Genomic DNA, 21,170 nt, shown 5'->3' with positions numbered 1-21,170 from the left:
TACAAAAGCAGCGCTACAATATACGAGGGTGATTTAGAAATGCACAGGAAGCATGTTGACGATATGTCTTATGTTCAAAAACTCCTTTCGTCTGATTTCAGTGAAGCGTTTCGGCTTTGGAAAAACGGAGTCCGACTTTATCGCTCGAGTGCAGACAACGGCATGGTCGATCTGGCAACGCCATTTTTCAGGACATCAGCCGGGACGGGAAACGAATACACTCTCCTTATTTCTGAGATTCTCCCCTCATGGCGGAACTATCCCAAAAGGAACCACTGTATTATCTGCGCCGGCAACAGATCTTCAGCGAAGGAATATCAAGAGCCCGGGAGAGCCATATATTGCGTCCTGCCAAAGAACGGCGCATCTATTGCGATTGCTCCGACTGCCGATATGTGGTACTCTTTTTCTATACTCAGAAAATACGAAATAGATACGCTTGATGATTTTAATCGGAAACTCGTCTCATTTCTCTCGTCCGCAAGCGGTATGCCGCAAAATGCAATAGAACAGATATTCCAAGATTCCGATGTGCCGGCAGTCCTTCAATTGTTTAAGGATATAGAAGCTGACGCCAAGACGCTAAAAAGGACTTCTTTGCCGAAATTTGAGGATTTTCTCGTTTCAGGACTTAACATAGGCGAGCCGCTGGCAATGCTGTTGGATAGGCTTCTTTCTCCCGACGCTAATGGATTCTCGGTCTGTCGTATCTCTGAGGTCGCAGAAGTTAAAACTGAAGCATGGACAAGTTCTGACTGTCTTTTCTTGGACGAAAAGATGCTTGCTCAGTTTTTAAGCTAGGAATTGTTAGGAACCAGCTTACTTGAAATATATACCATCATTCCAAGCGTCTTCCAAGGGCGTTGATTCTATCGTCCATTTGTTCCTTGACAATCTTCTCGCTCAAATTTCTAAGATATTGCTTCCTTTTCCGACTGCTCAAAAGATTTCTTCCTTTCTTCGATTACTTCCTTCGTGGGAATATAGCTTTCGGAGTTTTTGTCCATAGACTGGCGAATTATATTATAGTCTGGGTGGCAAAGAGTAGTCTCATCTTTTGCCTTTATAATTCGCTCCCGTCTGTTCCAGAAATCTTGTACGTACTTATCTAAATTGGTAATGGTGAGTTCATGCACGTCCAATGTCTGAGTTATGATAAGGCGTTTTCTTCCGGCCTTCACATCCATATTGCTATATATAGGCGGGAGCAGCTCGTCTATCTTTTCCCTGATATTAGGCCATATTTGAGCGTACATAAGTTCATAAAAAGACATAAAACCGAAGTCAGGATATATAGTCTTTGCAAAAAGTCTGGGATCAACAATATACCAGTCATTCTTTTTATCATACTTTGTTAGCATACGCAGTTCTTTTTTTCGTTGAGCTTTGCTTTTCTTATTGTCTTCATAAAATTCTTTGGAATCCTTATATCCTAGATATTGCGCTGTGAAATCCGCCATAATGTTCTCAAGCATATCCTCTGCTGTATAGTCTACTGTCCGAAGCAAAGCGACATAGCAGAGTTTCTTGTATCTTCTGGAAGGAAAATATATATCTTCCCAGACCAGTTTATCTCCTTGTTGGGCAAGATAATCCCAATCCGTCCATGTATACCACTCTACAGAGTCAGACCAACATCGCCCGCTTTTCATGAAACTGAAATATGCTTTCTTTCTGTAGCTCATACTTCTGTTCCAGACTGTCTTATGATGTCTTTTAATCATTATCTTTCCTACTTGTCTTCTGAAAAATTTAGTGCTAAAAGCATTCTTCCAATGCTTTGTCTATCTGTGCTTGACGTTGTTTGTTGGTAACAATCTGCATCATTCTTTGAGGGACGAATCCAACCCAGCCTGCAAAAGTTCTGATATAAAAATAATAACCGGCCTCGACATTATCCGACTCAATATTAAAGTTCTCTATCTTCTCATTAGAAGAGAAAGCAATATAATGATTTAAAACGTCTTTTAAAGCGCCATCGCCTACAAAAGGCTGAGTATAGGCAGATTCAAGTATATTTTGCTCATTCAGTTCACTGCCTTCTTTTTTGTATATCTCAAAATAGCAGGAAGTATCAGGCTCGTCAGAGTTTTCTTTCGGACGATAAATGGCCATAACTGTTTTTCCAATAATGCCTTTATCAATCAGCTCAGAAAGAGAAGAAAGCATCACTTGATTTTTCGTCGTCTTAAAATAAACTAACATATAAAGAGTATCTCTATTTGCCTTTTGGGATTTATAATCCTTCTCTCTCATATCTTTCCAAACAGAACTGATTTTCAGATATTCAATACTATTGGCATCAATATATTTCAGTAATTCAAACTCTTGATTTCTATCAGCCGGCTTAACTACAGCAAAAGGAATATGGCTGTAGAGCTTGATAACCGCTCTGCTAAGATCAGCCTTACTCAGTTCTATTTTTTCAAATTCATTATTTACGACACGCTCTCTTGTTCTCTGAATAAATGCTTCAGTCGGTACCATAAGAATTTCTCCTTTTTGTAGTTATTTAATAACAGCAGCTGTTTTTAGAGACCGAAGAATATACGAAGCGAGATTCCTCCTCGGCTTAATCATCCTGTGCCATGGCTGTCATCTGGCCGACCCATGGACGCAAAAAGCGGACGCAGCGTGGCTGCTCAACTGGTCGTGGATCTTTTGATTGTAGTAGTTGCGAAGACATTTATCTGTCAATTTCTTTTACTTTACTGTATAATGCCCTCTTTGTCATTTCTTTTATTTTGGGATGCTTGAGCAGAGTTATTTCATCCATTATACTCGTGTCTCCTTTTATAAATTTTGTTTGCTGACATTAGTGGAGGTATTACTTAAGCTGCAAAGATATATAAAGATGAATTTATCTATCGTACCGCATGTATTCAGCTGTTGAGAGCGCCAGCGGGCTTTATATCGCCCTATTGCCAGTTGCCCTTATATTTCCCCTGTTTAAATTGTTCTAGCCCCCCGCTTAATGACGATGGCGTCCTCTATTCCCAAATACTTATCTGCCGGGCTGTTTGCAATTTCTTTCACCGCCCATTCAATTTCAGCCCTAGAGGCGACAAAACCGCTGCGCAGCCTCACCCTTTCATATCCCCGTAATTTTTTTCTTACCTTTTTAAGATGGTTTTGTTCTATAGCCGTCAGTTGTTTATGTTTCATAATCTACTCTGCTGCTATCCTCTCTTCCTAATCAACGTATTGTCATCATCGACATCAAAGATTACCGTAACATTGCATTCTTTATCCTTATCAATATGAAAACGTGAGAAGTAACGCCTTTTCCCTTCTTTTTTAACATAAACACCACGCATAAAGGCGTCTTTCAGAAAATCTTTACGAGGTACTCTGTTTATGCAGAACTGGGAACAGTCACAATTACTGAGGAAGTCTCCCCTGTTTTCTATAATCTCAAAATCTGTAGTTTCAACATTTGCTATGACGTTATCAAGCTCATCTATTATGATAAATTCGTCGCAGCCGTCTTTTTCAAAGACTGCCTCCATAGTTATCCCCTTACGCCCTTTCTTCACATGGAGATTGCTGAAAGAGTATTTCTCACCTTGCCTGTCGAAGAAGGCTCTTTCCATAAACACGCTGCTTACACGCATTTTTTCTCTGAGCTCGTCAACGTCGATAAAGTAGCAATCAGCTTCCGGGCAATAATCACACTTCGCCCCTTTCACGACAGGGGCTCTGTCGTGGCTGACATAAACATTTACTTTCGGCCTCGGCATATCTATCATTCTCCTTTTACTTTTATCTGGCTTTGACAGTTGTTGGCTCGATCGTTTTATAATCACAAAAGGCATAGAATAGCTGTTTTTACTTACCAAGCGGCGTAGCGGCCTTTTTTAGGGCGTTATAAGGCATTTGCCATTCACTTCGATAAAGAAGTGTTTCCTTGCGGTAGATAAGCGACCAATAAATTTCTTAGCGCGGATATTATACACGCTCTTTCGATTTATATCAACACAAAATACATAAATTTCTCAAAAATCCATTGACATTTGCTGTTTATTCTGTATAATATGTCCTCGTCGTTAAACGACGTGTTCTTTTCAACTTATCAAGGTTAAACGATTGTCTGTTTTGTCAGTGTACGGCTTCTGCCGTCTGCTTAAAATAGAGAAAATCGGCAGTGTATGAACATGGATTTATGTTATGTGCAGCTGCCGCCGTGCAAAAATAGTTTTCTTGTCCCATGTAATTTTCTGTGTTGCCGAGGAATAAAAAATTTCAACAAGAAAGAGTGATATAGAAATGCAAAGAATGAAAGTTGCCATGTACTCTGATTTTATGACAGCAAAAATACTTTTTGACGGCATCAACTGCAACTATTCTCTGGCAGGGGACTATTTCTATATCGATGAAAAAGAGATTGCGGCCCATATTATGTTAAAAGAGCGTCATTTGAGATTTTGCTCTGAATACTTAAACTACACATATATTTTGAGACAAGGACGTAAATATCCATTCAGCAACGTATTGATAGAGAAAAAGTATAAAAACATGCTGGACTTCAAAATATATTATGAAAGAGAATGGGAGGATAAGTTTTATAAGCCTGAGAATTTTTACGATGCCGTCAGAGGCATAGACATTAACGACAAGAGATTTTTCCGTGAATCATGCGGCAGTGTATTCGTTACAATACCGACCACTCAGTTAGAAGGGCGAATGATACTCAAAGACACATTCGTCAGCGGCTTGTATATCCCCAGAGACGGCGAGAAATTATATTTTAGAAATGCAGAGATTGAAAAAGAAGGCGATTCAGCCTACCTATCCATCAGTTTTTCTTCGTTGGAAGAGGCTGGTTTTGTTCTGCATAGAGGCCTTGTGGATGAGGAGTAAGATGAACATGATGGACAAAGACAAAATCGTAAAAGAGCGTATCATCAACAACGAATACCCCAAGAAAGAGATACACGAAGTCGACCACTCTAAGCTGCTGGTCATGCTCTACAGCCATATCCCCTTCGTCCTTGCGTACATCAATCTCAGCAAAGAATCCGAGCTTCTTGATTTCATGAAAGCCAACCGTATGCAGTATATAAAGATAAGCTGCGTTTGGAAGGATATGAGGATCAAAGGCTATAAGGCTATGAAGGCGAACAGGGACGTTTTATATCTCATGGCCTTTGCCGAACATGCCGTGCATGACGAAGACGGGCTTCAAAAGATTATGCCGGTTATTGCTGAGATGACAGACGAAGAGCTGATAAGAAGCTCCTATATGATTCTCTATCGTGCGGAAGCTGAAGATAAGCCGGATATGTCCATACGATACGACATATACGACACAGAGGCCGATATGATGCCTATAAACGATAAGCACCTGATATACTCGGCCTCCATATATAACTTGTATCTGCGAGATGCATTAAAACATCTTATAGACGAATACATATCTGTATCACACGATATGCAGACGTTGGAAAAGGACGAATTTGGGGAACATGACGACATCCGTCTCAACGTCGACGGGCATTATTATGCATACCTCAGAGTACTGCCGTCCCTATTTTCTATTGTCGGCGGGGTTTTCCCGAGCAACATGATTCCTCTCACGTTTTACAACATAAAGGTCAAGTGGTGATATACAGGCAGGGACAGGCGTTAGTTTATCAGGGCAATGGCAAACAGTAATAAATAAAGGAGCGTTCCGTATGATAATCAATATCCACGGCTATAATGGAAAGGGAAACAATTCAAAATTTGAATGGCTGAAAGAACACTTTCCGGCAGAAACTATCATTTCTCCTACTTTGAATCATGGCGGCGGCATTACTCCGTCCCTGTCAAAGCTGAAATATGAGATGTTCATGCACGGATACGACAGGAAAGACGGCACGAAGAAAATACTGATTGCGACAAGTATGGGCTGTTTTGCCGGATATATTCTTCATACGAATTACGGTTTTGATAAAGCTATTTTTCTAAATCCCTGTTTTTTGCCGTTTCTGCACCTAAGCGGCGACGATAGAAAAGAATTTGTGTTAAAAGACTACGTTAAGCAATTTGAAAAAAATTTTTTCGATTGGGATGAAGGAGAAGATAAATTTATAAATAGAACCGTTCATATCGTATATGGCAGTAAAGATGAAAGAATCAATCACAAGATTGAGACCGTTCCTCTTATGCCGTATAACTTCAAGAACTGGCACGAAGTCGATACGTTTCATGATATTCATATTACAGGCGAAGTAGAAAAGACGGTTTTAGATATACTCAGCCAGTGACCTCAGGCAAACCCCAGAAAGGGGCTATGTACATTGGACAATACCAAGAAAATCATGACAGTCAAAGAACTAAAAGCCCGTATACCAGAAGTGATAAATGCGATCCCAAAAGATGAATTACAGGCTAAAGGGCTTACGCCCTATGTAGTATTCAGCTATATGGGGACAGACGGCAAAGAGCATAACGTAAAGCCCAGAAGGTGCGGAGGCGGTTATCTCTACGACGGTGCGTATCACCAAACGAAAAACAGGGTATTCAGGATTGAATACTGTATAAACGACTTGACGGATGCAAAAATAGTACTGGAAGGATTTGCGGAAGAATTTTTAACGATAGAAAGTCTTTTGACGGGGGTTAGCAAAAGCCTTATATTTTCATACAATATGCAGAACGCGCCCGTATGCTTCAGCCATAGAGAGTATGCCCATCAAGACAATATCCTCATAGGTATCTGTGACTGTGCTGTGGAAAACGATGAAGAAGGATATCTGGTATTAAAGCTCAAAGCGTCGGCAGATAAACGATATGACTTCGATTGGGATAATTTAAGCAAGGGGTCTGGATTTAACTTTGCTTTTTTCACCGAATATTGCGAATATCTTGAGTGGTTGGAAAAAAAGAAATCCGTTGATAAAAGCACAAATCTTGAATAATAGAAAAATCAAAAAAATAAGGCATATCTTTTTCTGAGAGGTACTCTTTCATCTTCTTAATAAAAAAGTGCCTGAAAATGCTAATTTTACACGCAAACAGGCTAAAAAACGACAGAAATCAACGCTAATTTATGCGTTTTTGACAAGCGATTGAAGAAAGGAAGAAAGCCATGTCCCTAACAAAAACTCTCCTGTTAAAGTCTATAAGTGAAAAAGAAAGATATTACTCAAACAAGATATTTGTTAAGCAGAATACCCAAGACTTTGAACGGCTGCTTGATACAAAATATGCAGGTAAGATAACCTACAAGCTCAACACGAGCAACCACAGCCGTTCAAACAATACCGCCTATTACGATGTTGATTTCGTTAATTTGGCAGATAACGATACGTATAAGAATGTGATAGTAAGGATCGGCGACTACCCTCAGGAGTTTGACGAATTTATGCCACACTGTAATACATCTAAAGCTATGTTCAGCATAGCGCCTGACGAAATTACCATTGACGAGCTGGAAGAACAGTTCGACAGGATACTGGGCAATGAGGAAATAATATCTGTAACAGCCAGAAAAATACTAGCAGGCGAAGAGAAAATAGAAGATGACTATATATTGTTATACCGGTTTGATGCCGATATTAAGGCGAGGGCAGGATATGTGACAGGAAGTTCCGATAAAGGCGTCAGCAGCGCCGTCAGAGATGCATTCAGCGAAGGCAATAAAGATAAATTTCCGACTCTCTCAACGAAAGAATACGGCGAGTTAGGAGACTGCATCCTCGGAATATTGCAGGAAGAGGCTGATAATATGAAAAAGAGACAAGATGATACGGATGATATGGAAATAATAACAATAGTCTGATTAATTGAGATAAAAACATAAAGGTGTAATAATGTAATGAGACTGACAACTAATATAACATTCGACTCTTGCATAAAAGAAAACGGTAAATACTTATATGAAATACATATAGACAATCCCTTGTTATCTGATATCACCTTTAAGTTTAGAACAAGTTTTTATATCAATGATGATTATAAAATAGAAATACACATATCAGATATACTCTATGATAGAGACAATATTGACGGTGTAATGACCGATATTCAAAGAGTATGGATCGAAGGCAGATACCTTGATTCTAATAGATTTTCTGCCAGATGTGCACAAATCGGAACCGGCAAAAAAGCAATGACGCTTGTTCGTCAATTCCCGGCTGAAATGGTGTATTGGTATAATAAAAGGCCGGAAGAAAAATTTGGCGCTATTGAATTGGTTATGACTAATAAAAAAGAGTTTGGTTTTCTTGTTGAAATTATACCTGTAGGTTTTGTAAGAATATAATATTTTAGAGATGACAATCTTTTCTTAGTAATACAAGCGAAATAGCAATTTATTCCGCCGGTGTTCTTAAAGGAACGATGCCTGCATTTGACTTATTGAGACTTAAGCAAAACGAAGCGTGTATAACATTGTTCTCGAAAATATAAAAGCTGAAGGAGTGTTTGAATATGCCGGAAATAAGATGTCCCAAATGCGGCGAGGTATTTCAGGTCGATGAAACAGGCTATGCCAAAATAACACAGCAAGTGCGTGACAAAGAGTTTGAAAAGGAGCTCGAACGTTGTAAAAAAGAACTGGCGGCAAGACAGGAGCAAGAACTTGAGGTGCTTCGCCTACAGACAGAGAAAAAACATGCAGAAAGTATTACACAAAAGGACGCAGAAATTTCTGCCAGAGATAAAAGGATTAGCGAGTTACAGTCCAAACTGGATGTGAGCGAAAAGGATAAAAAACTTGCTGTTGCGGAAGCTATAGTCAAGAAAGACGCAGAATTGGCAAAAGAAAGAAAAGAGTACTCAGAAAATCTCGCGCAAAAGAACTCGGAGATTTCAGATCTTGGCCAAGAGCTTACAAAACTGCAAACTCAGTTGGACGGCAGCGCAACAGAAATGAAACTCGCCGTAAAGGAAGCTGTCGAGAAGAAAAACGAAGAACTGTCCCAGAAAGCGACCGAGATTGTTGAACTCGAAGGAATGTTGAAGAACCAAGAAACGGAGAGCCGTCTGAACGAGAAAGCGCTGAAAGAGCAATTTGAGAGAGAAATCAAACGTATGACTGAGCAGCTCGAATACTACAGGGATTTCAAAGCGCGCCAGTCTACTAAGATGATTGGAGAAAGCCTGGAACAGCATTGCCTTACGCAATTTAACTCTATTCGGATGACTGCATTTCCTAATGCTTATTTTGAAAAGGACAATGACGCCCGGACAGGCAGTAAGGGGGACTTCATCTATCGTGAATATGGTGAAGACGGCACGGAATATATCTCCATCATGTTTGAGATGAAAAATGAGGCGGACGAAACATCGACCAAGCATAAGAACGAGGACTTTTTGAAGGAGCTGGACAAAGACCGAAACGAAAAAAACTGCGAATATGCAATTCTTGTCTCTCTGCTTGAAATAGATAACGAGCTTTACAACAACGGGATTGTTGACGTATCCTATAAGTACCCTAAAATGTATGTCATCCGTCCACAATTTTTCATACCGATGATTACCCTTTTGCGAAATGCGGCGCTGAACGCCTTGCATTATAAGCAAGAGCTTCAGGTTGTCCGAAATCAGCAAATCGATATCAGCCGTTTTGAGGAGAACATGGAAACGTTTAAGCAAGGGTTTGCCCGCAACTTCCGGCTGGCCAGTGAAAAATTCAAAAACGCGATCGATGAGATTGATAAAACCATAGAGCATCTGCAAAAGGTAAAAAACAATCTCATTTCGTCTGAAAACAATCTTCGTCTTGCGAACGAGAAAGCAGAGGATCTCACCATCAAGAAACTCACTAAAAACGCCCCTGCCGTTAAAGCAATGTTTGATGAGCTTAAATAAGAAGCCGTACTAATAATAGAAAAAACTATAATAAGCCCATTTGTAGTTAAGTACAGCGCCTTGCCGGCATGTCACGGCGTGCCAGCAAGGCCTGCGACCCATAAGCTATATCAGAATATTTCTTCGCAAGTGAAGGTGGCGGAGATCTACAGTAATCGGATGCATGGTAAAGATAAAGGCGATCTGGTGTCTGCCTAACGGCTCAACTAGCAAATGCTTCTTACGCGCTCTATATGGATTTATTTCGAGAAATTGCATATAATGCAGATAGTTCGAAATAGGAGGGCGCAATGGAGCAGATCAGACGCGATATTTACTTAAAGAGGCTGATTGACAGGAGAGAGAACGGGCTGATAAAGATCATCACCGGTATTAGGAGGTGCGGAAAGTCATACCTCCTCTTCAACCTGTATCGCCAATATCTGCTGGACTCCGGCGTCGATGCGTCAAGGATAATCTCCGTCCCGCTGGATGACGAAGATTATCTGGAACTGCATGACAGCGGGAAGCTGAGCGAATATATCAAACAGCGCCTGACCGAAAGCGGCATGTGGTATGTGTTTCTTGACGAGGTACAGCTCTGCAAGGGATTTGAAGCTGTGCTCAACGGGCTGAACAGGCGCGGCAACGTCGATATTTACGTAACCGGAAGCAACTCTAAATTTCTTTCTTCCGATGTCCTGACGGAATTCCGCGGGCGCGGGGACGAGGTAAGAATTTACCCGCTGGCCTTTTCCGAATATCTGCCGGCGTACCGGGGAGACAAGTATGACGCATGGCTTGATTACTACACCTACGGCGGGCTGCCGCTGATCCTCAGCAGGAACACCGACGAGCTGAAGTCGAAATATCTGATAGACCTGTGCAGGGAACTTTACCTGAAGGACATCGAAGAGCGGCACAACATACGCAACGACGAAGTTATGGCCGCGCTCGTAAATATTCTCGCGTCTGCGGTGGGTTCCCTCACCAACGCCAATAAACTTGCAAAAACGTTCGTCAGCAGCGGCGTCAACGCCAACGACAAGACGATCGGGGCATATATCGGCTATCTTCTCGACGCATACTTCATCAGCAAGGCGGAACGCTACGACATAAAAGGAAAGAAATACATTGCTTCCCCGTTCAAGTATTACTTTACCGACGTGGGCCTTCGGAACGCGCAGCTTAACTTCCGCCAACAGGAAGAAAACCATATTATGGAGAACATCATATACAACGAGCTCCTTTTCCGCGGTTTTAACGTGGACGTGGGCATCGTCGAATATTCCGAACGCTGCAGCAGCGGCAAATCGGTCAGGAAAAAGCTGGAAGTAGATTTCGTCTGCAACCGCGGCAGCCAAAGATATTATATCCAGTCCGCGTTCGCCATGCCCGACCAGGAGAAAATGCGGCAGGAACAAAAATCGCTTGTACATATCGGCGATTCGTTCAAGAAAATCATCGTCGTAAAGGACAGGATAAAACCGTGGCACAACGAACAGGGCATCCTGGTGATGGACGTTTTGGATTTTTTGCTGAACCCCAACAGCCTGGAGTTGTAAAACAAGCATAATGCGGCCGGCGAATAGAACGGTCTTTCGTCTGTTAAGGCATATAACGTAAATTCATTCAACGCCTGCTTGATACAGCCAGCCATACAGCTCCCGCTGCGTATGCGACTGGAAAGATTATGATTCAGCCGGGGGCTATCTCCGATTTTGGGCAAACACCCAAAGCGGTGCGAATAGGGCGGTATTCATTGTCCAGACCGTCCTCGATGAACTCGGCGATGGTTTCCCTGAACAAGTTTTGGATGTCGTCCATGCTGCTGATATTCGCCGTATGCAGCAGATCACGGATTTTCTCTCTTTTCCGAGCTGACGTTCTCGTCCTTTATTTGCGGCGCATGCCTTTCGGTTTCTCTGCGGCTTTGAAGTTGTATATCGGTCTTGCCGTTTCTATTATTTCCGCAGTATCTGAGATAGCCGCCATTATGGATTCGGCCGGCTTGTACGCCATCGGGGATTCGTCCAGTGTGTCTTCGCTGACCGAGGTCGTGTATATGCCGTCCATAGCGCTGCGGAAATCGTTCATGCTGAGGTTCTTGTGAGCGGACTTCCGAGACATCAGCCGTCCGGCCCCGTGAGGCGCGGAGCAGTTCCAGTCCGCGTTTCCCTTCCCGATGCAGATGAGTATCCCGTCGCGCATATTCATCGGTATGACGAGCTTCTCTCCGGCCTTTGCGGAGACGGCTCCTTTGCGCAGAATCATGCTCTCTATGTCTATATAGTTATGTACCGTCTCGACGGACTCGCCGAGTTTCCAGCCCATCCTGTCCGCTATCTCGCGGGCCATCGCGGCCCTGTTGAGGACTGCGTACCTCTGTACCGTCTCCATATCGGCGATATAGTCGTCGTATTCTGGTCCCTGCGACTTGTCCAGCCAGCAGAGGTCTTCGGGTACATCCGTTGCTTTAGTTCGCAGTTCCTTGATTTTTTCGCCGATCATCTTAGTCTTATCTTTGTACTGCTCTTTTATCGCGGCGACCATATCGTTATAGCTTCCGTAGTCTTCATACTTTCTCTGGGAGACCGCGAGCTCCTGATAGTGCGCCGCCGTCCCCGTGCCGAGGCTGCGGCTTCCGCTGTGGATCGCCAGCCATATCCGTCCTTGTGAATCCCTGTCCAGTTCGATATAGTGGTTGCCGCCGCCCAGCGAACCTATAGACTGCTTTGCGCGTTTCAAATCGACTTTCTTCGCGCAGCGCAGTTCGTCGAGTTCCGTCTCCTCGAAACCTGTAAGTCCGAAGAAATCGGGGCCGGATTTGCCGTCCGTATGGCTACTGCTCCAATGCCCGTCCCGAACGTCGAAGCCGGAGGGAATATAGGCGCGGATCGTTTCATCAAGTTTCTGAAGTTCCGGCTCATCCATATCGCCCTTCTCGTCGATAAGCGTCAAAAGCACCCCGCAGCCGATATCTACGCCTACGAGGTTGGGGACTATTTTGTCATGTATAGTCATAGTAGTGCCGATGGTGCAGCCCTTGCCGCTGTGTACGTCGGGCATTATCGCGATTGACGAGCCTTCCGTAAAAGGCTGGTTGAGCATACCCATGATCTGGCTTACGGCGTCTTGTTCCACAAGCTCGGCGTAAATCCTGGCCTCCGCGTATTTGCCAACTATCGTCTGCATCGTGACATATCCTTTCCTGGCTGTTCTATTATGGCATAAAGGGGCATGGCATTCATTCTTACACTTCAGGGCTGTTTAATTTGTACTTAGCATACCTGCCTTTATTGACAGGCTGTAGTATATTTTGTTTTACAAGTTGTCTGAGAAGAGTATATGCCTTAGAGTCGTTTACGTGCAAAAGATTCATAACGTCGGCGCGAGCTATGAATTCAGTTCTCTTTGCCATATCGACGATCATTTCGGCGTACCGAGCTTCGTCGATATCTTTTTGCAGTACGTATCCTGCTGTCTTATCCTTATCGTGGTATAGCTTATGCGACAGCATATAGGTGCGGCCTCTTCCTGCGCCGTATGCCTCAGCCAGCCCATCCTCGATAGATTGGTTCAAGACCGATTTGACGACAGATTCCGATAGATTTACGGTTTGACATATTTGCTTTATATCGCTGCGGGGAGAGTCCTTCAAGGCATTCAGCACCATCAGCAGGGTAATTGTCAAAGGCCTGCCCAGTCGGTTTTGTTCATTGGCAATCATACGGGACAACTGAACGTCCGGTTTACTGCGCGGAATAAACAGCGAAACCGTCGTTGGGGTGGTTCTTGAATAGTCGGGCAGCGCCCGCCCATAAATAAGAGAGCCCTCAAAAATCCTGTCTATCCCTCTTCCTGTTTTTTCCGCCAATCCGACACGCTTTAACGCATCCGCCAGCAGCTGGTTTCGCCCATGTGGTTCCGCCGTCAACAGGTTATCGATCGTGACTCCTTCTATGAAGCCTCCGGGATTAGTCACGGTAAGCCCTTCGTCTTCTATGGCGACGCGCACTCTTCCCATTACCGAATAATCGCGATGACAGAAAGCGTTGACGATTGCCTCGCGCAGAGCTCTGTTATCGAATTCCGGCGCTGGCATCCTGAATAGGCCGAGCTCCAATTCCTGTTGCGGATTCCATACTTCTATATAAGAGATGATTTTTTCAATAGCGGCGAGGATTGGAAGGTCATAGTCTTCGTTTACTCTCACGCTCGTGCCGGCCAACACTTGAAAAGATGACTTCGCCGTCGGCACGAACCTTTTTATGCTTTCTGTCTTTCCAAGCATCAGAATCCCGGCGACTGTAGGATAAACAACGCCGTTCTGTTCCCTGCTGAAGCCGAGCGCTTTCAGCAGCTCTTCGTCATTCAGCTCCAGCATCGCCTTGTCGCCGTCGTATGCAAGGATTATCCTACGCATCCGTTCTATTTCCAAAGGATCTATATCGGACAAAGTACCTTCTAATACGATCATAGTGGAATAATCCAACAGCCTTAAGTCCGATAATCTGGCGACAATTTCGATAGGGTACATTGGAATGTTTTCCGGCGTGTTGTCTATTTTCATCCTGCGCCGCAAAATTTTCCCAGCACGTGTAGCGGCAATGCCGCCGTAGGATTTAGGTACAGAAATCTTTAAGACGGGGCGATCTTCTCCGATAATTTCGCATCGGGTAGAAATCGGAGGGACGGTATTATTTGCAATATATGCCCCAAGTGTCACTGGATTAGCATGTTCTTTATGAACGCCGGTAATCGTCCCGTCATCCTCAACGCCTATAAACAGGTCGCCGCCTTCGGTATTGGCAAAAGCGACGACGTCTTCAAACAAATCCGTGTCGCCATATTTCTTCAGGTCGCTTTTGAATTCTACCGTCAATGTTTCTTTTGTGGGAATCAAGCGTTCTATAATACTCACCTCCAACATTTTTAACGCAATAATTCTAACGCAAATCTGCGTTGGAATAAAGATTTCAACGCAGATTCAGCGTTAACGCGATAGAAAAGCGTTAAATAATGCGTTAGGATGTGTTGAAGCCGCATTACAGTCAGGTCTTTGAGTGTTTAGAAGTAAGTCGTATTTCGAGAAAATGCATATAGTGCGGATAGTCCGAAATAGGGATGAGGCGATGGACGACGAAATTCTGCTGCCGTCCATGTTCCTCCCTATATCAGCCACGCAGGCACATACCAATTTTTTCCATCGACCGGCAGTAAGTCGCGCGCCATGCAGATTACATTGCCCGTCCCGATTTCAACCTTCAGCTCACGCATCGCGCCGAAACGCTCCGGCGTGCCGAGCGGGGAGAGCACTGAGAAATTCTTTACCGCGTCCCTGCCCGGGGATGCCGCCTTCTTTATCTCTATGGGGCAGACAGTGCCGTCCTGATACAGCAGCAGGTCTATCTCTTTCTGATCCTTATCGCGGTAATAGAACAGCGGCGGCTCCTTCCCCGCGTTCAGGTAACTCTTATAAATTTCCGAGAAAACGTAGCTTTCAAAGAACGCCCCGGCCATGATGCCGCGTTCAAGAACTTCCGGCCCGCCCCACTTAAGCAGATACGCGGCGAGCCCCGTGTCCAGAAAATGCAGCAGCGGCATCTTTACGGCGCGCTTCAATATATTGTTTGAATACGGCTGCACAAGCGCGACTATATGCGATGAAACGAGAAGTGAAAGCCATTTCTTTGCCGTAGGCGCGCTTACCCCCGCCGCGTTCGCAAGTTCTTCATAGACGACCGGCTTCGACGTATGCGCCGCGGCGGCGGTCATAAAATTGTAGAACTGCATCTCGTCCGCCACCTGCGACAGATCCCGAATATCGCGCTGAAGATACGTGTCGACGTACGAACGGTAGTAAGTCTCCCAGTCGGCCTCCCCAGCGTACAGCGCCGGCATTGAGCCCTTGAATATCCTCGCGTATATTTCGTTCAGCCCTCGCTCTTTTACAGCGCCGAGACGTTTCATCAGGCGTTCCGGTTCCGTGGTATAGGGTGCGCTGCCGTATCCGTATATCTCAGCGTCCGACAAACCGGGCAGATTGACGATGCCTACGCGCCCCGCGAGGCTCTCGCTCACGTTCTTCATAAGCCGGAACACCTGCGAGCCGGTTATCCAGTAATCGCCCTTATTGCCCGAACGGTCGGCCCCCATCTTGATATAAGACAGAAGCTCCGTAGCATACTGAATCTCGTCGATAAGGACAGGCGGCGTATACCTCTGCATAAACAGCGCCGGGTCGCGCTTCGCGAGATACCGCACGTCGGGGTCGTCCAGCGTCACATACTTGCGCTCGGGCCCCATCAGCTTCTGCAAAAGGGTAGTCTTGCCCACCTGCCTTGGCCCTGTCACCAGAAGGACGGGAAACATGCCCGACAGCCTCAGCACAGTCTCCTCTATAGCGCGCTTTATATACATGGCCGTCACCTCTCCATGGCTATTCTAAACTCATATTTTATTATAGACATAAATATAGAAATGCCAATGCGTATAGGCGATGCCGCGCCGAGATTGGGATCCCCATCGGCTTCCATAAGATGCACACACCTAAGCATCATGGTGCTGCTGTTAATTACAAAGGCGGTAATTTTGTGCTTTCCGGCAATACGGCGTTTTCAAGAGCGGAGTATTCCCTGTTCAGTTCCCGCAGCAGCTCTTCCTCCGACGGCAGGTATAGCTTGTAGCGCGACGCGAATATCTGTTTTTCATTCTCCGGAAGCGTGTACTTCACCAGCGATTCGCTCTTACTTGCGCACAGTATGATGCCTATCGGCGGGTTGTCTCCCTCGTTCATCAGTTCGCGCTCGTAGTAGTGTACGTACATCTGCATCTGGCCCAAGTCCTGGTGCGTAAGGTCGCCGACCTTCAGGTCTATCAGTACGAAGCACTTCAGAATGTAGTTGTAAAATACCAGGTCTATTCTGAAATGCCGTCCGTCGACCGTAAATCTCTTCTGGCGCGCGACGAAAGAAAAGCCGCGTCCAAGTTCGAGGAGGAATTTCTGAAGGTGGGTGATAAGCGCGCTTTCAAGGTCGCTCTCGTAAAAATCGGCGTTCGGAGAAATCCCCAGAAATTCCAGCACGTAGGGATCGCGTATAACGTCTTCCGGCATCCGTTCGGGTTCCAGTTTCTTTATCTCCGAAGCTACTCCTGCTTTATCCTTGCTGGAAAGCAGCCTCTCGTAAAATAAGGTGCTTATCTGGCGTCCCAGCTGCCTCGTGCTCCATCGCGACTTTACGCATTCGTCAAGATAGAAGCTGCGCGCCCTCTCGTTTTCTACGCGCATGAGCAGACGGTAGTGCGACCAGCTCAATTCGCTACGCAGTGCGTAGCCATTTGGAAATGTCAGATAGAACTGGCGCATATTCTTAAGATTGGCGATTGTGAAGCCTTTGCCGAAATCCTTCGTCATCTGTGCCGAGAGCTCTTTTATAAGCCCTGATCCGTATTCGGCCCTGTCTTCACCGCCCTGCCGTTCGACGATATGCCGCCCGATATTCCAGTACGCTTCCACCATGGCTGAGTTTGCGGCTGTGTATGCCTTCTGCCTGGCCGTCTCCAGAATGTGCTTTATCTGTTCATAAAACTGCCTGTCCATAGCGCGCCTCCGTCCGTACCAAGCCTGGGGCCACGTTCCACATCTCTCTATATTTTATAACATCACGACCGATAAACGGCAAAAAGCCGCCGTCACTGTGATTATCGGCGGCTCTGACGTCGTTCAGTGTTGAAATATCTGCCTTGTAGATCAATATAAATTGTGTGATTTACATTTGATTTTTATCGATGTTTACGCTGAATACGCCTATCTACTTGGGTCTTAACATTGTTTACCGCGCATAGGCCATGAGCGCGCCGTCTTAATCGCCGAGCAGTACATTCAGCACATCCGAGTAATCAACCAGCGGCACGAAGCCGAGCTCGCTGGCCCATCTTTCCGGCAGCCTTGGTAAAGATATTTATATCTAATTACGATTTACTAAAATATAACTTACTAACTTTATAACACACCACATATGCGACGAAGGCCAAGCACGCGCTGTGTCGCAGTGTGTACAGCCACTAGGCCGAGAATAAGTTCTCAAGCCTCTTGACGAGACGTTGAGATGCCGATTTTTTACGTCTTTAGCTTTGCGGCTGAAGAATGATAAAGCCCCCGCATGAGGGGGCTTCTGTCACGCCGTTGCTGCTGTTTTCTGAGAATCTCCGAAATTCAGCAGGTTTGCTACCTGCTTCTGGTGTTCGTAATCCGCATGGATATATTTCTGTGTAGTCCGAAAGCTGCGATGACACATCTGAATTTGAATCTCGACAGGGCTGGCTCCCGCGAGGTAGAGCGATGTCGCGTAGTTATGCCGCAGGCTGTAGGCACTGTACTTTCCAAGCCCAGCGTCGAGCAATAGCTTTTTTATCGATTTATTTATGTACTCTACGGTGTACGTTGTGAAAATTCTATCCGTCTCAGCATGACCGGCTTTATACAAGGTCCGTAAAACAGATGCCGCAGCCGCAGAGAGAGAAATATTCTCATCCTTGCGCGTCTTTATGCAGGCCGCGCGGATATGAAGTTCCCCGCCGTCCTCGTCCAGCCGCACCACGTCGCGCCATTCCAGCTGCACTAAGGATTTTATTCGGATACCGGTATTCAGAGCGAAAAGGACAATCGGACGTAAGTACGCTTTCTCCGGCTTTTCCTTAACCAGCTTATCCGTAGCGCCCAACAGCTTCTGCACTTCAACATCGCTCAAGTGGTCTGTTTTCGGAGAGAGCATCGCTTCGCTCAGCGCCTTCACGCCTTCCGGGTATTTAAACTCCTCGGAAAGAAGCCCTTGAGTTGACGCCCATGTATAGAGATACTTCAGTTCACGGAGATTCCTGTTGATAGTGCTGGGTTTGTTGCCTTTCTTCGTGCGCTCGTTCTTATAATTCTCAAGGTCGCGCGCCGTCAGAGACTCCGCTTTCTTTTTCTCAACATCGAAATATTGGGCGATAGCTCCTATCATATTCTTTGTCGTGATTCTATCTAGTTTCTGATCTTCCGCCCATTTTTCCCATTTCTTGTAAAGCTGCATCATCGTAAGCTTCGAGGCGCTCTTCTTCTTGGCATCAACCCTCAACGGGTCTCCGCCTTTTAGATATTCTCCAATAAGTTCCTTCGCACGGGTACGCGCGGCGGCTAAAGTCATGGACTCCACAGGCGCGAACGTCCGGCATTCGCGCCGTCCCTTATGCTGGAAGCGAATAATATATGACTTCGCCCCGGTAGACGTGACCTGCACGCCGAACCCAGGGAGCGCGGCGTCCATAATGTAGTCAAACCTCTTCCCAGCGTGGCATGACGCATTGTTTACAACTTTCTGAGTGAGCTTTTCTCTATCCATAGATTTATTTCCTCCGTTCCAAGTCTAGAGGTCAGCCATATGGAAAATTCCATCAACCACATATCAACCACTTTTTTCTGTTTTTGCTCGCCACATCTCGGTTCGTGGCGTCGCGTTTCGCCGATCGGCAGAGTGGCGTTTATGCGGTCTGCGGCTGCCTCTATCTTAAATATATAAGTCTGGAACGGGCTTAATTCAGAGCGGTGATTTTGGAGCTTTGGAGCCATGGTAAGGATGGGGTCTCCAGTTCGAGTCTGGAAGTCGGCTCCATGAATCCAATGATAGCAAGGTTTCGCAAAGTTCGAGACCTTGCTGTTTTTTATGCCTTTTTCCCGTCAACCGCGCGTCAACCACATCCTTGCGTCGCCTCCTTCGTATGCGAATTCCCTACATAAATATCGCCCCATAGAAATCAAGCCTGACATAAACCGCTAACCTTCATCACATCCATGCGGTTCCGCGCAGAGGCGTAAATATACTCTAAACCCATGGCTCTATGCCGGCGCTGTATGTCTATATCGCGCGATAATATATAATTATGTGATAGAATACACGTAAATATATATAATTATGTGAGATGATTTTTCTATGAAACGTCTGATCATGCAGCAGCTGATAAAGTGGAAGGATTCGCCTTACCGCAAGCCGCTTATCCTGAAAGGCGTGCGGCAGGTGGGCAAGACATGGCTTCTGAAGGAATTCGGCCGGCTCTGTTATGAGAACACGGCGTATTTCAACTTTGACGAGAACGAGGAGTACCGGCAGTTTTTCGAGACCACCCAAAGCGTGGAACGCATATTGCAGAATCTCATGCTGGCGAGCGGGCAGAAAATTCTGTCGGAGAAGACGCTGATAATTTTCGACGAGGTGCAGGACAGTCCGAAGGTCATCAATTCCATGAAATATTTCTGCGAGAACGCTCCGCAGTATCACGTCGCCTGCGCCGGTTCGCTGCTGGGGATAGCCCTTGCGAAGCCCGCCTCTTTCCCCGTCGGCAAGGTCAACTTTATGCAGGTCAATCCGATGACGTTCAGCGAATTCCTCCTGGCAAACGGCGACGGAAATCTCTCCGCGTTCATGGACAGTGTGGATGTCATTGAACCGCTGCCGGACGCCTTTTTTAATCCTCTGTGCGAAAAGCTCAAAATGTATTATGTGACCGGCGGTATGCCGGAGTCTGTGCTTATGTGGACGGAGGCCCGCGACGCAGAGGCCATGCAGACGGCGCTCTCCGACATTATAGACGCGTACGAGCGCGACTTCGCGAAGCATCCGAGCGTGAGCGAGTATCCAAAAATTTCTATGATATGGAAGTCCGTCCCGTCGCAGCTGGCGAGGGAAAATAAAAAATTCCTGTACAGGGTCGTAAAGGAAGGGGCCCGCGCGCGGGAGTACGAAGACGCGCTGCAGTGGCTCGTCGACGCGAGACTCGTGCATAAGGTATACAGAAGCTCCGCTCCTAAACTGCCGGTCTCCGCATACGACGACCTCTCCGCGTTCAAAATTTACCTTGCGGACGTAGGGCTTCTGCGCCGTCTGGCGCAGCTGGCCCCTACCGCCTTCGGGGAAGGCAATCGACTGTTCACGGAATTTAAGGGCGCTTTGTCGGAGAACTATGTATTGCAGTCGTTAGTGACACAGTTTGAAACAACGCCGCGCTACTGGAGCCGGGTTAATCCGCCGTACGAGGTAGATTTCCTGATCCAGAGGGAAAACGACATATTCCCCATCGAGGTCAAGGCCGAAACCAACGTCGGCGGCAAAAGCCTCCGTAAATTCAAGGAGCTGTTCGCGGAGCAGGTAAAGCTGCGGGTGCGGCTCTCGCTGGAAAATCTGAAGCTGGACGGCGACCTCCTGAATATTCCTCTGTTCATGGCAGACTATACGGACAGGCTGATAGGCATGGCGATGAAGCGGCTCGGTCGTTAAAAAACGTTTGCCGCGCGTTTTTGCTTTCCTCGGCATGCCGCTCATCCCGCGGATGAGAGCTGCTGCCTCGTATTTTTT

The 21,170-nt window shown here is 45.8% G+C and carries 20 protein-coding genes; 10 read left to right on the top strand and 10 right to left on the bottom strand.

What is annotated here, in order from left to right:
- The first annotated feature begins 39 nt into the window (after window positions 1-39).
- Window positions 40-801, top strand: a complete 762-nt coding sequence (locus ABGT66_RS12225; RefSeq protein WP_346690977.1) for a hypothetical protein — start codon at window positions 40-42, stop codon at window positions 799-801.
- A 110-nt stretch (window positions 802-911) separates the two neighbouring features.
- Here ABGT66_RS12225 and ABGT66_RS12220 read toward each other — a convergent pair whose 3' ends face one another.
- The 4 genes from ABGT66_RS12220 to ABGT66_RS12205 form a co-directional block, all read right to left on the bottom strand.
- Complete coding sequence (locus ABGT66_RS12220) at window positions 912-1,685, bottom strand: hypothetical protein (protein WP_346690975.1); 774 nt, start codon at window positions 1,683-1,685, stop codon at window positions 912-914.
- A 73-nt stretch (window positions 1,686-1,758) separates the two neighbouring features.
- Window positions 1,759-2,487, bottom strand: a complete 729-nt coding sequence (locus tag ABGT66_RS12215; RefSeq protein ID WP_346690974.1) for a hypothetical protein — start codon at window positions 2,485-2,487, stop codon at window positions 1,759-1,761.
- Between the two features lie 462 nt (window positions 2,488-2,949).
- Window positions 2,950-3,165 (bottom strand): hypothetical protein, encoded by a 216-nt coding sequence (locus ABGT66_RS12210; protein ID WP_346690972.1) that lies wholly within the window; start codon window positions 3,163-3,165, stop codon window positions 2,950-2,952.
- A 14-nt stretch (window positions 3,166-3,179) separates the two neighbouring features.
- Entirely contained in the window at window positions 3,180-3,740 is a 561-nt protein-coding gene (locus ABGT66_RS12205) for a hypothetical protein (RefSeq protein WP_346690970.1), read from the bottom strand.
- A 562-nt stretch (window positions 3,741-4,302) separates the two neighbouring features.
- Between ABGT66_RS12205 and ABGT66_RS12200 the strand changes: the two genes are divergently transcribed.
- The 8 genes from ABGT66_RS12200 (at window position 4,303) to ABGT66_RS12165 (ending at window position 11,342) form a co-directional block, all read left to right on the top strand.
- Window positions 4,303-4,860: a hypothetical protein gene (locus ABGT66_RS12200; protein ID WP_346690968.1), complete on the top strand. Its 558-nt coding sequence runs from the start codon at window positions 4,303-4,305 to the stop codon at window positions 4,858-4,860.
- Window positions 4,861-4,867: 7 nt separating this feature from the next.
- Entirely contained in the window at window positions 4,868-5,605 is a 738-nt protein-coding gene (locus ABGT66_RS12195; RefSeq protein ID WP_346690967.1) for a hypothetical protein, read from the top strand.
- Window positions 5,606-5,675: 70 nt separating this feature from the next.
- Window positions 5,676-6,248, top strand: coding sequence for a hypothetical protein (locus tag ABGT66_RS12190; RefSeq protein WP_346690965.1), 573 nt, complete (start codon window positions 5,676-5,678; stop codon window positions 6,246-6,248).
- Between the two features lie 33 nt (window positions 6,249-6,281).
- Window positions 6,282-6,902 carry a hypothetical protein gene (locus tag ABGT66_RS12185; protein WP_346690963.1) on the top strand — a complete coding sequence of 207 codons (621 nt, stop codon included), beginning with the start codon at window positions 6,282-6,284 and terminating at the stop codon, window positions 6,900-6,902.
- A gap of 170 nt (window positions 6,903-7,072) precedes the next feature.
- Window positions 7,073-7,765, top strand: coding sequence for a hypothetical protein (locus ABGT66_RS12180; RefSeq protein WP_346690962.1), 693 nt, complete (start codon window positions 7,073-7,075; stop codon window positions 7,763-7,765).
- 36 nt (window positions 7,766-7,801) lie between these two features.
- Window positions 7,802-8,248 (top strand): hypothetical protein, encoded by a 447-nt coding sequence (locus ABGT66_RS12175; RefSeq protein ID WP_346690961.1) that lies wholly within the window; start codon window positions 7,802-7,804, stop codon window positions 8,246-8,248.
- A 167-nt stretch (window positions 8,249-8,415) separates the two neighbouring features.
- Window positions 8,416-9,798: a DUF2130 domain-containing protein gene (locus tag ABGT66_RS12170; protein WP_346690959.1), complete on the top strand. Its 1,383-nt coding sequence runs from the start codon at window positions 8,416-8,418 to the stop codon at window positions 9,796-9,798.
- Window positions 9,799-10,088: 290 nt separating this feature from the next.
- On the top strand, window positions 10,089-11,342 hold the full coding sequence (locus tag ABGT66_RS12165; RefSeq protein WP_346690958.1) for an ATP-binding protein: 1,254 nt from the start codon (window positions 10,089-10,091) through the stop codon (window positions 11,340-11,342).
- 133 nt (window positions 11,343-11,475) lie between these two features.
- Here ABGT66_RS12165 and ABGT66_RS12160 read toward each other — a convergent pair whose 3' ends face one another.
- The 6 genes from ABGT66_RS12160 to ABGT66_RS12135 all read right to left on the bottom strand — a co-directional run bounded on the left by ABGT66_RS12160 (window position 11,476) and on the right by ABGT66_RS12135 (window position 19,163).
- Window positions 11,476-11,604: a hypothetical protein gene (locus ABGT66_RS12160; protein WP_346690956.1), complete on the bottom strand. Its 129-nt coding sequence runs from the start codon at window positions 11,602-11,604 to the stop codon at window positions 11,476-11,478.
- A gap of 69 nt (window positions 11,605-11,673) precedes the next feature.
- Window positions 11,674-12,972, bottom strand: coding sequence for an RtcB family protein (locus ABGT66_RS12155; protein ID WP_346690955.1), 1,299 nt, complete (start codon window positions 12,970-12,972; stop codon window positions 11,674-11,676).
- A 58-nt stretch (window positions 12,973-13,030) separates the two neighbouring features.
- On the bottom strand, window positions 13,031-14,710 hold the full coding sequence (locus tag ABGT66_RS12150; RefSeq protein WP_346690954.1) for an RNA-binding domain-containing protein: 1,680 nt from the start codon (window positions 14,708-14,710) through the stop codon (window positions 13,031-13,033).
- A 239-nt stretch (window positions 14,711-14,949) separates the two neighbouring features.
- Window positions 14,950-16,200 carry an ATP-binding protein gene (locus tag ABGT66_RS12145; RefSeq protein ID WP_346690952.1) on the bottom strand — a complete coding sequence of 417 codons (1,251 nt, stop codon included), beginning with the start codon at window positions 16,198-16,200 and terminating at the stop codon, window positions 14,950-14,952.
- Between the two features lie 154 nt (window positions 16,201-16,354).
- On the bottom strand, window positions 16,355-17,380 hold the full coding sequence (locus ABGT66_RS12140; protein WP_346690950.1) for a PDDEXK nuclease domain-containing protein: 1,026 nt from the start codon (window positions 17,378-17,380) through the stop codon (window positions 16,355-16,357).
- Window positions 17,381-17,957: 577 nt separating this feature from the next.
- Window positions 17,958-19,163: a site-specific integrase gene (locus tag ABGT66_RS12135; RefSeq protein ID WP_346690949.1), complete on the bottom strand. Its 1,206-nt coding sequence runs from the start codon at window positions 19,161-19,163 to the stop codon at window positions 17,958-17,960.
- Window positions 19,164-19,751: 588 nt separating this feature from the next.
- On the opposite strand from ABGT66_RS12135, the gene ABGT66_RS12130 reads away from it, so the two are divergent.
- Window positions 19,752-21,092, top strand: a complete 1,341-nt coding sequence (locus ABGT66_RS12130; RefSeq protein WP_346690947.1) for an ATP-binding protein — start codon at window positions 19,752-19,754, stop codon at window positions 21,090-21,092.
- Window positions 21,093-21,170 lie beyond the last annotated feature (78 nt).

Source organism: uncultured Cloacibacillus sp., assembly GCF_963926575.1.
GTDB classification, from domain to species: domain Bacteria; phylum Synergistota; class Synergistia; order Synergistales; family Synergistaceae; genus Caccocola; species Caccocola faecigallinarum.
The sequence above is the reverse complement of the archived record's forward strand: the minus strand, read 5'-3'. Positions and strand labels throughout refer to the sequence as shown.